The organism is Arthrobacter sp. UYEF36, from assembly GCF_040547025.1.
Classification (GTDB): Bacteria; Actinomycetota; Actinomycetes; order Actinomycetales; family Micrococcaceae; genus Arthrobacter.
The window spans coordinates 115,155-129,180 of sequence record NZ_JBEPOX010000002.1; the positions used below are offsets into that span (position 1 = coordinate 115,155).

9 protein-coding genes are annotated in these 14,026 nt (G+C 67.7%); 6 read left to right on the top strand and 3 right to left on the bottom strand.

All coding sequences use genetic code 11. From position 1 onward, the window contains the following. Positions 1-16 precede the first annotated feature (16 nt). The 3 genes from uvrB to ABIB29_RS04605 all read left to right on the top strand — a co-directional run bounded on the left by uvrB (position 17) and on the right by ABIB29_RS04605 (position 4,750). Entirely contained in the window at positions 17-2,098 is a 2,082-nt protein-coding gene (gene uvrB, locus ABIB29_RS04595; protein WP_354170500.1) for an excinuclease ABC subunit UvrB, read from the top strand. A gap of 177 nt (positions 2,099-2,275) precedes the next feature. Next, positions 2,276-3,304: a TerC family protein gene (locus ABIB29_RS04600; protein ID WP_354170502.1), complete on the top strand. Its 1,029-nt coding sequence runs from the start codon at positions 2,276-2,278 to the stop codon at positions 3,302-3,304. 27 nt (positions 3,305-3,331) lie between these two features. Then, a complete protein-coding gene (locus ABIB29_RS04605; protein ID WP_354170503.1) occupies positions 3,332-4,750 on the top strand; it encodes an MFS transporter in 1,419 nt (472 codons plus the stop codon). A gap of 20 nt (positions 4,751-4,770) precedes the next feature. Here the strand turns inward: ABIB29_RS04605 and ABIB29_RS04610 are convergent, their stop codons facing one another. From ABIB29_RS04610 to ABIB29_RS04620, 3 genes are all read right to left on the bottom strand, one after another. After that, on the bottom strand, positions 4,771-6,057 hold the full coding sequence (locus tag ABIB29_RS04610; protein ID WP_354171067.1) for an alpha/beta fold hydrolase: 1,287 nt from the start codon (positions 6,055-6,057) through the stop codon (positions 4,771-4,773). A gap of 94 nt (positions 6,058-6,151) precedes the next feature. Further along, positions 6,152-6,652, bottom strand: a complete 501-nt coding sequence (locus ABIB29_RS04615) for a GNAT family N-acetyltransferase (protein ID WP_354170505.1) — start codon at positions 6,650-6,652, stop codon at positions 6,152-6,154. A 50-nt stretch (positions 6,653-6,702) separates the two neighbouring features. After that, the gene (locus ABIB29_RS04620; RefSeq protein ID WP_354170507.1) at positions 6,703-9,249 is read right to left on the bottom strand and encodes a DEAD/DEAH box helicase; all 2,547 of its coding nucleotides are present in this window, start codon (positions 9,247-9,249) and stop codon (positions 6,703-6,705) included. A gap of 112 nt (positions 9,250-9,361) precedes the next feature. Here ABIB29_RS04620 and ABIB29_RS04625 point away from each other — a divergent pair, with 112 nt between their 5' ends. From ABIB29_RS04625 to ABIB29_RS04635, 3 genes are all read left to right on the top strand, one after another. Continuing rightward, entirely contained in the window at positions 9,362-10,141 is a 780-nt protein-coding gene (locus tag ABIB29_RS04625; protein ID WP_354170509.1) for a trans-aconitate 2-methyltransferase, read from the top strand. A 160-nt stretch (positions 10,142-10,301) separates the two neighbouring features. Further along, positions 10,302-12,014, top strand: a complete 1,713-nt coding sequence (locus tag ABIB29_RS04630; RefSeq protein ID WP_354171069.1) for an ABC transporter ATP-binding protein — start codon at positions 10,302-10,304, stop codon at positions 12,012-12,014. A gap of 200 nt (positions 12,015-12,214) precedes the next feature. Further along, a complete protein-coding gene (locus ABIB29_RS04635; RefSeq protein WP_354171071.1) occupies positions 12,215-14,011 on the top strand; it encodes an ABC transporter ATP-binding protein in 1,797 nt (598 codons plus the stop codon). The last annotated feature ends 15 nt before the right edge of the window (positions 14,012-14,026 follow it).

The window sequence follows — 14,026 nt, forward strand, 5'->3', positions numbered from 1 at the left end:
GCGGTAGATTAGATACATGAGTCTTGCCCAGCAGATCAACCGTGTCGTGGCGCCCTTTGAGGTCATCAGCGAATTCCAGCCGGCCGGTGACCAGCCGGCCGCGATCGCGGAACTGACCGAGCGCATCAAGAACGGCGAGAAGGACGTGGTGCTGCTCGGTGCCACCGGTACCGGTAAGAGCGCGACGACGGCGTGGCTGATCGAGCAGGTCCAGCGCCCCACGCTTGTGATGGTGCAGAACAAGACCCTCGCCGCGCAGCTCGTCAACGAATTCCGCGAACTGCTTCCCAATAACGCCGTCGAGTACTTCGTCTCCTACTACGACTACTACCAGCCCGAGGCGTACGTGGCGCAGACGGACACCTTCATCGAGAAGGACTCCTCGGTCAATGAGGAAGTCGAACGGCTCCGGCACTCCGCCACCAACGCGCTGCTGACCCGCCGCGATGTCATTGTGGTGGCCACGGTGTCCTGCATCTACGGCCTGGGCACGCCGGAGGAATACATCGCCGGCATGGTGACGCTCCGCAAGGGTGCGGAAATGAACCGGGACGACCTGCTCCGCAAGTTCGTCTCCATGCAATACGCCCGCAACGACATGGACTTCCACCGCGGCACCTTCCGGGTCCGCGGCGACACCGTGGAAATCATTCCGATGTACGAGGAGCTGGCGATCCGGGTCGAGTTCTTCGGCGACGAGATCGAGAACATCTACACGCTGCACCCGCTCACCGGGGAAATCATCCGGGATGAGACCGAGATGTACGTTTTCCCGGCCTCGCACTACGTGGCCGGTCCGGAACGCATGGGCCGCGCCATCAAGCGGATCGAAGACGAACTGGCCGAGCGGCTCCAGGTCCTGGAGGGTCAGAACAAACTCGTGGAAGCCCAGCGGCTCCGGATGCGCACCACCTATGACCTCGAAATGATGCAGCAAATGGGCTTCTGCAACGGCATCGAGAATTACTCCTCGCACATCGACGGCCGGGCCCGCGGGACCGCCCCGCACTGCCTCATCGACTACTTCCCGGACGACTTCCTGCTGGTGATCGACGAGTCCCATGTGACTGTTCCGCAGATCGGCGCCATGTACGAGGGCGACATGTCCCGCAAGCGGAACCTCGTGGACCATGGATTCCGGCTGCCCTCCGCGATGGACAACCGGCCGCTGAAGTGGGACGAGTTCCAGGACCGGGTGGGCCAGACGGTGTACCTGTCCGCGACGCCCGGCAAGTACGAGCTCGGCAAGGCTGACGGCTACGTGCAGCAGATCATCCGGCCCACCGGCCTGATTGATCCGGAGGTGATCGTGAAGCCCACGAAGGGCCAGATCGATGACCTGCTCGGTGAAATCAAGACCCGTACGGCGAAGAACGAGCGCGTCCTGGTCACCACCCTGACGAAGCGGATGGCCGAGGACCTCACCGACTACCTGCTGGGCCACGGCGTGAAGGTCGAATACCTGCACTCCGACGTGGACACGCTCCGCCGGGTGGAGCTGCTCCGGGAGCTCCGGATGGGCGTCTTCGATGTGCTGGTCGGCATCAACCTGCTCCGGGAGGGCCTGGACCTGCCCGAGGTATCGCTGGTCAGCATCCTCGATGCGGACAAGGAAGGCTTCCTGCGCTCGTCCACCTCGCTGATCCAGACCATTGGCCGTGCCGCCCGCAACGTCTCCGGCCAGGTGCACATGTACGCGGACCGGATCACCGATTCCATGGCCCACGCCATCGACGAGACGAACCGCCGCCGCGCGATCCAGGTCGCGTACAACACAGAAAAGGGCATCGACCCGCAGCCGCTGCGGAAGAAGATCGCCGACATCACGGACCAGATCGCCAAGGAGGACGCCGACACCCGCGAGCTCCTCGCCAACGCGGGCAAGGCCCGCGGCAAGGGCAAGGGCGCCTCGAAGATCCGCGCGGACGGCCTCGCGGCCGCACCGGCCGAGGACCTGGTGGGATTGATCGAGCAGCTCACCGAACAGATGCACTCCGCCGCCGGGGAACTCCAGTTCGAACTCGCCGCACGGCTCCGCGACGAGGTGGGGGAGCTGAAGAAGGAACTGCGCCAGATGCAGTCCGCGGGGCACGCCTAGGGTAACGTAGGGCGGACGTAGGGGAGTATCCCAAGCGCTACGATCGTCAACACGCACGGCACAGATGCCCTGCCGGGCGTAGCGGGCAGCCAAGCAGGACCGGATTCGTAGTTCCGGACACTCAGGCCAGTCGGAGAGACTTACACCGCACCGTCACACCCTGCGAAAGGTATCTTCGTGCCCGAACTTCCCGTCTGGTTTGAGATCGGCTCCTTTGTCGTTCTCGGCATCATCCTGGCCATCGACCTGCTGCTGGTCCTGAAACGTCCGCACGAGCCCTCCATGAAGGAAGCCGGCCTGTGGGTGTCCTTCTACATTGCCCTCGCCCTGCTCTTCGCCGGTGCCATGTTCGCCTTCACCGGCCCGGAATACGGCGGGCAGTTCCTCGCCGGCTGGGTGACGGAATACAGCCTCAGCATCGACAACCTCTTTGTCTTCATCATCATCATGGCGCGCTTCTCGGTACCCCGTAAGTACCAGCAGGAAGTCCTTATGGTCGGCATCATCATCGCGCTGATCCTCCGTGGCATCTTCATTCTGCTCGGCGCGATTGTGATCGAGCAGTTCAGCTGGGTCTTCTACATCTTCGGCGTCTTCCTGCTGTGGACCGCGTGGAAGCAGGCCCAGGACGACGGTGAGGACGAGGAGGACAAGGAAAACCCGTTCATCGCCCGGATCCGGAAGTTCCTGCCGATGTCGGAGAAGTTCGACGGCGGCAAGCTCCGCACGGTGGTGGACGGCAAGAAGGTCTTCACCCCCATGCTGATCGTCTTCGTCACCATCGGCCTGACCGACCTGCTCTTCGCGGTGGACTCCATCCCGGCCATCTTCGGCCTGACCCAGAGCGCGTTCATCGTCTTCACCGCCAACATCTTCGCCCTGATGGGCCTGCGGCAGCTGTACTTCCTGCTCGGCGGCCTGATGACCCGCCTGATCTACCTCAAGCACGCACTCTCAGTGATCCTCGCTTTCATCGGCGTGAAGCTGATCCTGCATGCCATGCACGTCAACGAACTGCCCTTCATCAACGGCGGCCAGCACATCGAATGGGCCCCCGAGATCCCGACCTTCGTCTCGCTCGGTGTGATCATCGGCACCATCATCGTCGCCGTGATCGCCAGCCTGATCAGCTCCAAGGCCACGCAGTCCAAGATCGACGCCCGGCTCGAAGAGGACTCCCGCAAGAGCCTGACCGACGCCGAGTAACCCTCACGGTTCGGCTAAGCTCGGACCGTGAAAATCTTCGACACTGCAGCAGCCAACGGTACGGCGCTGGACCCGCAACGGGTCCAGCGCCGTACTGTTTGGGTGCTGAGCACCGCGCAGCTCCTCAGCGGCGTGGGCAGCGGCGCCAGCCTGTCCGTCGGGTCCCTGCTGGCTGTCCAGCTCTCCGGCTCGAACGCCTGGGCCGGCTCGGTCACCACCACCATGACCCTCGGAGCCGCGGCGGCCGCCCTGCCTCTCGCCGGACTGGCCGGACGACGCGGCCGGCGGGCCTCCCTCGTCACAGGTCTGCTCGCCGCCATGGCCGGCGCCCTGCTGGTGATCGTGTCCACGGTGACCGGCAGCTTCCCGGTGCTGCTGCTGGCCGCGGCCCTGCTGGGGCTTGGAACGGCCGCCAACCTGCAGGCCCGCTTCGCCGCCGTCGACCTCGCCGCACCGGAACACCGCGGCCGCTCCCTGGCGATCGTGGTGTGGGCCGTGACCATCGGCGCCGTCGCCGGGCCCAACCTGATCCGTCCCGGCGCACTGGTGGGGGAGGCCCTCGGGCTGCCGGCGCTGGCCGGACCCTTTGTGTTCTCGACGGCGGGGCTGGCGCTGGCCGCGCTGTTGCTGGTCGCCGGCCTTCGGCCGGACCCGCTTCTGCTGGCGGCCCGGCTCCGTGCCGGCGGACAGCCGGCCGCCGCCAGCGGCACCGCGGGCACGGCCGGTACCGCCAGCAGCTCCGCGAGTGCCTCCAGCGGCACGGCCGGAGGCGCCGCCGATGCCCGGCGGCGGCACGGCCTCCGGCACGGCATGCGCGCCATCCGGGCCTCGCCGCGGGCCGGCCTGGCCCTCCTCGCGGTCATCGCTGCGCACGGCTGCATGGCTGCAGTGATGTCGATGACGCCCCTGCACCTGCAACTGCTGACCGAGGGCCCCCTCGCGGGCGTCCCGGCCGGCCACGCCCACGCCGCCAGCACCGACGTGCTGGTCCTGATCGGGTTCACCATCTCGCTGCACATTGCCGGAATGTACGCACTCTCGCCGGTGATGGGCTGGCTGACTGACAAGGCCGGCCGGCTTCCCGTCATTCTGCTGGGCCACGGCCTCATCCTGCTCTCCGTCCTCGTGGCAGGCTTCGGTCAGGCCGCCCCGGTCCTGGTGACGGTTGGCCTGGTGCTGCTCGGGCTGGGCTGGTCCGCGGCCACGATCGCCGGTTCCACCCTGCTCGCCGAGAGCGTCGGCGCCGACGACCGTGTCCTCGTCCAGGGCGTCTCGGACACCATGATGGGGGTTGCCGGCGCCGTCGGTGCAGGCTTCTCCGGGCTGGTGATGAGCGGCGTCGGCTACCAGGGCCTCAATATGGCGGCAGCCGCCGTCGCCGCGGTGGTGTTCGCCGTCGCCCTCCGCGCTGCCGGCCAGGACCGCAGCGTGCAATCGGCGGCGTAGGCACCGGAGGGACCGCCGGTTCAGTCCCGGGGTGAGTCCCGGACGGACCGGGTCAGGCCAAGGAGCCGGGCGAAGATGCCCTCGCCGTCGTCCGCGATGCCGTCATGGTGGAAGTCCGCCGATTCCCAGACCTGCAGGCCCCGGACGGCAGCGGCCGTCTCGAGCGACAGGCCGCGGTCGACGTAGATGTCCTCGGTGTAGACGGCGGCGGCCACCGGCACGGCGTTGAGCGCGAGCCGCTCCGGATCGTAGAGCGGCGGCCAGTCGTCCTTTTCGGCGAGGCGGCCGGCGACATACCGCAGCGGCCGGAGGGCGGGATCCTGCTCGAAGTACCAGGGGTAGACCATTTCCCCGGTGAGCAGCGGCTCAGGGGCTTCCGGGGAGAACTCCGGGAAATCCTGCAGCACCCGCCAGGCGGCCCAGTCCGTGGACTCGCCCTGGCCGTAGATGGATTCGTGCATCAGCGCATACAACGGGTTGGCGGAACGGGACACGATCCCGCGGACCTGGTCGAGGAACGCATCCGAGAGGCGCTCCCCGCCGGGTGTGCCGACGAAGGCGTCCTCCAGCAGGTGGTGCAGGGCATCCACCCGGGTGTTGCCGCCCAGGAAGGAACCCACCATCTGGAACCGTTCCACGGTGAGCCGTTCGCCGTCGGGCAGGAATTCCTCCGTCTCCCGAAGGTGCCCGGCTATCCGGGTGACCGCTGCGCGGTCCCCGGGGTACCGTGCGAAGTACTCGGCGTTGCGGGCCGCCACCCGCTGGAAGGTGGCCCGGTAGACCCGGTCCGCGGGCCCCGAGAGGGGTGCGAGCCCGCCGGTGATGAGGGCTTCCCGCAGGCCCTCCGGGGCGAAGGAGAGATAGCTGAGGGCACAGAAGCCGCCGTAGCTCTGCCCGTAGATCGTCCACGGCCCGGAGCCCAGCGCCAGCCGGATGGCCTCGGCGTCGGCGACGATCGAGTCCGCCCGGAAGTGCGCGAGGTAGTCCGCCTGGTCGGCGTCGTTCCCGCGCAGCGGCAGTGTGTTGCGGTCGACCGCGGAGGACAGGCCGGTGCCGCGCTGGTCCAGCATCAGGATCCGGAAGTCCTTGGCGGCGGCCTTGCTCCAGCCGCCGAGCGCCGGAAGACGGTTGCCGCGTCCGCCCGGGCCGCCCTGCAGGTACAGCAGCCACGGGAGCTGCGCGGCCTCGTCCTCGCTGTAGTCCGCGGAGACGTACTCGCGGGCAAAGACGGTGATGGTCTCACCGGCCGGTGCGCCACCGCTGAAGTGGTCCAGGGGTACTTCGAAGTAGTGCTCCGCCGTGCGCATCCCACGGTATTCGTACCGCGCCTTGATGGTGTGCGGGACGGTCTGCGGCGCAGCCTCCAGCAGCTCGGCGGCCCCCGTCCCGGTCAGGGGCAGGTCAGCCACGGGCCCGGGCTTCGCGCGAGGTGCCAAAGCCTTCCAGCGCCTCGCCGGTCAGCCGGAACGTGGACCATTCCTCCATCGGGTTGGCCCCAAGCCTTTTGTAGAAATTGATGGAGGGCTCGTTCCAGTCCAGGACACTCCACTCGACGCGGGCGTAGCCGCGGTCGACGGCGGTCGCGGCTAGATGCTGGAGGAGCGCCTTGCCATGGCCTTCACCGCGGGCCTCGGGGCGCACGTACAGGTCCTCGAGGTAAATGCCGTGGACGCCTTCCCACGTGGAGTAGTTCAGGAACCAGAGGGCGAAGCCCCGGATCTCGCCGGCCTCGTTCTCCGCCATGGCGGCGAACACCCGCGGGTGCTCGCCAAACAGGACGTCGGTCAGCATCTCCGGGGTGTTCCGGACGGCGTCCGGCTCCTTCTCGTAGATGGCGAGGTCGTGGATCATCTGCAGGATTTCGGGGACATCGTTCGCCGTCGCGGGCCGGATTACACTCATCACTCGAGTTTACTAGGGCCTGCCCGGCGTTGGATCCGGTTCGCGGACCGCTACAGCCGGTTCACGTCCGTTACACGCACGACGGCGGTTCCGGTTTCGTCCGATGCCGCGAGGTCCACCTCCGCGGAGATGCCCCAGTCGTGGTTGCCGGCCGGGTCCTCGAAGATCTGCCGGACCTTCCATTGGCCCGGCTCCTCCGTGATGATCAGCAGGCCCGGGCCGCGGGCGTCCGGGCCGGTGCCGATGTCGTCGTGTTCGTCGAAGTAGTCATCCAGCATGTCCTCCCACCGTTCGGCGTCCCAGCCGGAACCGGCATCGAGTTCGCCGAGGGCAGTGGCGTCCTCGTCCGCGAAGAGCTCCACCCGGCGGAACATCTCGTTGCGGACCATCACGCGGAAGGCGCGGACGTTGGAGGTCAGCGACGGCGGCGGGGGCGGGGGAGCGTCGTGTGGCGTCGGCGCCTTGCCGGAGGTCAGCTCCTCCCACTCGTCGAGCAGGCTGGAGTCGACCTGGCGGACCAGTTCGCCGAGCCACGCGATGAGGTCCTCAAGGTCTTCGCGGAGGGCGTCCTGCGGGACGGTCTGACGCAGCGCCTTGAACCCGTCGGCCAGGTAGCGCAGCACGATGCCCTCGGAGCGGGCCAGTCCGTAGAACTGGACGAACTCGCCGAAGTTCATCGCCCGTTCGTACATGTCCCGGACGATGGACTTGGGGGCCAGTTCGAAGTCACCGATCCACGGCGCGGCACGGCGGTAGACGTCGAACGCCTCGCCGAGGAGCTCCGCGAGCGGCTGCGGGTAGTTGACCTCGTCCAGCATGGCCATGCGCTGGTCGTAGTCGATGCCGTCGGCCTTCATTGCGGCGACCGCCTCCCCGCGCGCTTTCTTCAGCTGCGCGGACAGGATCTGCCGGGGCTTCTCGAGCGTGGACTCGATCACGGACACAACGTCGAGGGCGTACGACGGCGACTCCGGATCCAGCAGTTCCAGTGCCGCGAGGGCGAAGGGGGACAGCGGCTGGTTCAGGGCGAAGTTGGCCTGCAGATGGACCGTCAGGCGGACAGTGCGCCCGTCCGCGCCCTGCTCCTGAAGCGGGATCCGCTCCACCACACCGGCGGCAAGGAGCTCCCGGTAGATGCCCAGGGCCTTCTTCATGAGCTGCAGCTGCGAAGAACGCGGCTCATGGTTTTCGGTCAGCAGGCGGCGGGCCGCCTTGAACGGATCGCCCGGCCGTTCCATCAGGTTCATCAGCATCGCGTGGGTCACGCTGAAGCTGGATGTCAGCGGATCCGGGGCCGACTCGACGAGGCGCTTGTAAGTCGGTTCGCCCCAGGACACAAAGCCCTCCGGCGGCTTTTTCTTGACCACCTGGCGGAGCTTCTTCTGGTCGTCGCCGAACTTCGCCGTGGCCTTGGCCATCGCTTTGACGTTCTCCGTGACATGTTCCGGGGCCTGCACGACGACGGTACCGGCGGTGTCGTAGCCGGCGCGGCCGGCGCGGCCGGCGATCTGGTGGAACTCGCGGGAGTTCAGCAGCCGGGTGCGGACGCCGTCGTACTTGCTCAGCGCTGTGAGCAGCACGGTGCGGATGGGGACGTTGATGCCCACCCCGAGGGTGTCGGTGCCGCAGATGACTTTGAGCAGCCCGGCCTGGGCGAGCTGCTCCACGAGCCGGCGGTACTTGGGCAGCATGCCGGCGTGGTGGACGCCGATGCCGTGCCGGACCAGCCGGTTGAGTGTCTTGCCGAAACCGGCGGCGAAGCGGAAGCCGGCGATCAGCTCGGCGATTTTGTCCTTCTCCTCGCGGGTGCAGACGTTGATGCTCATCAGGTTCTGGGCGCGGTCGATCGCCTCCACCTGGCTGAAGTGCACCACGTACACGGGGACCTGCTTCGTGGCGAGGAGTTCCTCGAGCGTCTCGTGCACGGGCGTCTGCTCGTAGTAGTAGTGCAGCGGGATGGGCCGCTCCACGGAACTGACAGTCGTCGTCGGGCGGCCGGTCAGCTCGGTGATGCCGGCTTCGAAGCGGCTCACGTCGCCGAGGGTGGCGGACATCAGCAGGAACTGCGCCTGGGGGAGTTCCAGCAGCGGGACCTGCCAGGCCCAGCCGCGCTGCGGGTCGGAGTAGAAGTGGAATTCGTCCATGATGACGGCGCCGAGCTCGGCGGCGGCGCCCTCACGGAGGGCGATATTGGCCAGGATTTCCGCCGTGCAGCAAATGATCGGGGCGTCCTGGTTGACGCCGGAATCGCCCGTGATCATGCCCACGTTCTCGGCGCCGAAGATCTCGCACAGGGCGAAGAACTTCTCCGAGACGAGGGCCTTGATCGGTGCGGTATAGTAGCTGCGCTGCCCGCGGGCCATGGCCTGGAAGTGGACCGCGATCGCGACAAGGGACTTCCCGGATCCGGTGGGGGTTGCCAGGATGACATTGGCGCCGGCGGCAAGCTCCATGACGGCCTCGTCCTGGGCGGTGTACAGGGCCAGCCCGCGGGTTTCCGTCCACTCGACGAAGCGGGTGTAGAGCTCGTCCGGGTCCAGGCCGGCCCGGTCTGGGACTCGGGCGGCCGGGGCGGGGAGCTGATCAACAAGTTTCATTGCTCACCAGCTTAGTGGCCGGTGCGATAGGGTCGCGCGCCTCCTAGGCTGCCGTTCCGGCCGGGGTTAGGCTTCGGACGTTGCATTGTTCGCCGGTGACCGGAGGAAAGCAGTGAAATGGGATCCCGCCAAGTACGTGCAGTTCGTGGACTACCGGGACAGGCCGTACTTTGACCTGACGGCCCGGGTCCATGCTGACGCTCCCCGTCACGTCGTCGACCTCGGCTGCGGTCCCGGGAACCTGACGGCCACCCTCGCCGAGCGCTGGCCCCGGGCCAGGGTCACCGGCCTCGACTCCTCAGCGGAAATGCTGGCCCAGTCTGCCGGCTATGCGGAGCAGCTGCCCAACCTCTCCTTCGCCGAAGCGGATATCGCCGGCTGGATGCCCTCCGGTGACACCGACGTCGTCGTCACCAACGCAGCCCTGCAGTGGGTTCCGGGGCACCGGGACATGCTGGCGCGCTGGCTTGCAGCGCTCCGGCCCGGAGCCTGGTTCGCGCTGCAGGTCCCCGGTAACTTCGATTCGCCCTCCCACACGCTGATGCGGGGGCTGGCGGAGTCCGCGGCGTGGGCGGGACGGCTCGCCGGGGTACTCCGCCACGACGACGTGGTGGGCGGGCCGGACGACTACCTGGCCATCATGCTCGACGCCGGCTGCGATGCGGATGCGTGGGAGACCACGTACTTCCAGCTCCTCCCCGGTGCGAACCCCGTCCTGGAGTGGGTCCGCGGCACCGGCCTCCGGCCCGTGCTCGCGGCCCTGTCCGCCGCGGACGCCCGGGACTTCGAAACCGAATACTCGGCGTTGCTGGCAGGGGCCTACCCGGCCGGTCCGCACGGCACCGTGTTCCCGTTCCGTCGGATCTTCGCCGTGGCCCGCAAGCGGGACTGATCCGCAGCCGGGGATACCGGACCGGCGGACGGGCCGGACAGCGTATGACAACGGAGCACCGTGTGAGAGAGCTTACAATGTCGAGGCAGCGTGGGGGCGGCTGCCTTGGTCGATCCCTATCCGTGCCCTGGGCGATGGAGGTTCGGTGCTTATTGGTCTGATGGGCCGGCTTTTGGCCGCCCACAAAGGGACCGTGCTGGCCATCGTGGCCTTGCAGCTCGTGCAGACGACCGCGAACCTCCTCCTCCCCACCTTGAACGCGGCCATCATTGACGACGGAATCGTCGGCGGCAACGTCCCGGAGATCCTGAGCCTGGGTTCCTGGATGGCCGCGATCGCCGGCGTGCAGGTGGCGGCGGCCATCGCCGCCGGGTATCTGGGTGCCGTCGTGGCGATGGAGCTCGGCCGTAAACTGCGCGAAGAGCTGTTTGCCACGGTGCAGTCGATGTCCTCCCAGGAAGTAGGCGCGTTCGGCGCCGCCAGCCTGGTCACCAGGGCCACCAACGACGTCGCGCAGATCCAGAACCTTCTGGTCCTCGTGTTCACGATGTTGGTCGCAGCACCCGCTATCTTCATCGGCGGCATTGTGCTGGCCGTGCACCAGGACATCGCCTTGTCCGGCATCGTCGTCGCGGTCATTCCGGTGCTCGCGGTCATCATGGTCCTGATCGTGCGCCGCCTGGTCCCGCTCTACCGGCAGGGCCAGGAACTCATCGACCGGATCAGTCGGGTGCTGCGTGAGCAGATCATCGGCGCCAATGTCATCCGGGGCTTTGTCCGCCAGGGGCACGAGATGAGGCGCTTTGACGGGGCAAACAAAGACCTGACCCGGAACAACCTGCGGTCCGCGCTGCTGGTCGCGGGAATGATGCCGCTGATCATGTTCGTCGTCAATCTGTCCTCCGTCGGTGTGGTCTGGTTCGGCGGGCAAAGGATCCAGTCCGGCGACATGCGGCTGGGCGCGCTGACTGCGTTCATCGCCTACATCCTGCAGATCCTGATCGCGATCATGATGGCGATGTATGTCTTTATGACGGCACCCCGCGCGGCTGCGTGCGCGGAACGAATCCAGGCGGTCCTGGACACGGCGCCGGCGATTACGGACGGCCAGGGCGGACCGGCACCCAAGGGCAATGCCGTGGAGTTCCGCAACGTGTCCTTCGCCTACCCGGGCGCCGAGGCCCCGGTCCTCGACGGCGTCAGCTTCACGGCTGCTCCCGGCGCTGTCACAGCGGTCATCGGCGCCACCGGCACCGGAAAATCCACCCTGCTGAACCTGCTGCCCAGGTTCCTGGAGGCGACCGGGGGGGAGATCAGCATCGGCGGATGCGACGTGCGCAGGCTGCCCCTGGCGGCGCTGCGGAGCCTGATCGGCGTTGTGCCCCAGCATTCCTATCTGTTCTCCGGAACACTCGCCGGGAACCTGAGGATGGCGTCGCCGGCGGCGACGGATGCGGAGCTCTGGCAGGTCCTGGACGCCGCGCAGGCCGAGGATTTTGTCCGGAAGCTGCCGCAGGGCCTGGAATCGCCGGTGAGCCAGGGCGGCACGAATTTTTCCGGCGGTCAGCGGCAGCGCCTCTGCATCGCGCGCGCCTTGCTGCGCCGGGCTCCCGTGTACCTGTTCGACGACAGCTTCTCGGCGCTGGATTACGGAACCGACTACCGGCTCCGCGAGGCGATGGCCCCGCTGCTGCTCACGGCCACCGTCCTGATGGTCGCTGAACGGGTCGCCACGATCGTGGACGCCGGGCTGATCCTGGTCCTCGAGGACGGCCGGGTCGTGGCGCAGGGAACACATCACGAGCTGATGGAGTCCTCGCCGAGCTACCAGGAAATCGCGGCTTCCCAGCTGGTCCTGGAGGAAACCCTGTGATCCGCGAACCGGCGCTCGACGCCGGGACCGACGCCGGGACCACCCGTGACGCCCGGGACCAGTCTTTGGTGGACCTGCCCTCCGGTGGCCGCAACGAATCCCTCCCGGTGGTGTCGCCCGGGGACCCCGGGAAAGGCGGCCGGTTCCGCTGGCGCACGGCCGGACGGCTGATCGGGCTGCTCCGGCCGTCGAAGTGGCGGATGGTCGGCGTCATCGCCGCCACCTGCGCCTTTGTGGTGCTGAACGTGGCCGCGCCGAAAATCCTGGGGGACGCCACCGACGTCGTTGTTGCGGGCGTGGTCGGCGGATCCTTCGAGCAGGAAAAGCTGGGTGCCCTGCTGGCGGCGGTGTCCGTCATGTACCTGGGGGCATCCGTCTTCAGCTGGATCCAGGGTGCCCTGACGGCCGTGGCGGTGCAGCGCCTGGGCTACGGGCTGCGGGCCTCGGTGGAGGAAAAACTGCACGTCCTGCCGTCCAGCCATTTTGACGAGCAACACCGCGGGGACGTGCTGAGCCGAGCCACGAACGACGTCGACAACATCGCCCAGGCCCTCAACCAGCTGCTCAACCAGCTGATCCTGTCGCTGCTGATGCTCTCCGGGGCCCTGGCCATGATGCTGTGGCTCTCCCCGGTTCTGGCCGTGATCGCGCTGGTCTCCGTCCCGGTGTCCACCCTCATCACCGTCCTCGTGGCCCGGAAATCCCAGGCCCATTTCACCGAGCAGTGGGGGAGCACGGGCGAACTGCACGCGCAGCTCGAGGAGTTCTTCACCGGCCACGAGGTCATCAAGGCCTTCGGGCGGCAGGACGCGGCCGCGGCCCGTTTCAAGGACGGCAACGACAAGCTGTGCCGGGCCAGTGCCCGCGCCCAGTACATGTCCGGCGTTGTGCAGCCCCTCATGGTCCTGGTGTCGAATCTCAACTACATCGCGGTCGCCGTCGTCGGCGCGCTCCAGGTCCTGTCCGGCGCCCTGACCATCGGCGGCCTTCAGGCCTTCTTCCAGTTCAGCAGGCTCTTCAGCCAGCCGATGGGGCAGATCGGCGGCATGCTGACGCTCATGCAGTCCTGCCTCGTGTCGGCCGGGAGGGTCTTCGAGCTCCTCGACGCGCCGGAGATCCCGGCGGAAACAGTCCCGGCCCGGGCGGCGGGCACGGCGGCGGGTTCAGCGGCGGCCCCCACGGTGACATCCGCGGCCGGGCATGCCGGGACCGGAGTTCCAGCGTCCGACGCCGCCGGCCGGGTCACGTTTGAGCGGGTCACCTTCGGCTACCGCCCCGGATCGCCCGTGGTCCAGGACCTGTCCTTTGCCGTGGAGCCGGGGCAGACGGTGGCGATCGTGGGGCACACCGGCGCCGGCAAGACCACCGTCGTGAACCTCCTGATGCGCTTCTACGAGCTGGATTCCGGCCGGATCACGGTCGACGGTGCAGACATCGCAGCACTCTCGCGGGATGAGCTCCGGGCCAATTTCGGCACGGTGCTGCAGGATGCCTGGCTGTTCACCGGCAGCATCCGGGACAACATCGAGTACGGCCGCCCCGGCGCGGACGACGCCGCGATCGTGGCCGCTGCGCAGGCCAGCCACGTGGACCAGTTCGTCCGGGCACTGCCCTGCGGGTACGCGACGATGCTCGGCAACGACGGCGACTCGCTGAGCCGCGGGCAGCGCCAGCTCGTCTCGATCGCCCGGGCGCAACTGGCCGGGCGCAGCATCCTAGTCCTCGACGAGGCCACCAGCTCGGTGGACAGCCGCACCGAAGCGCAAATCCGGCAGGCCATGCGGCGGCTCCGGCAGGGACGCACCAGCTTCGTGATTGCCCACCGCTTGTCCACGGTGCGGGACGCTGATCTAATTCTGCTCATGGACCAAGGACGGATCGTTGAACAGGGCACCCACCGCCAACTCATGGCCAGGGGCGGGCTGTACCTGACCCTGTACGAGGCGCAGTTCGCCCGCCGCGAACATCGCAAGCCTGCCCAGGAGCCCGGACAGTGACCCCCACCGAAACAT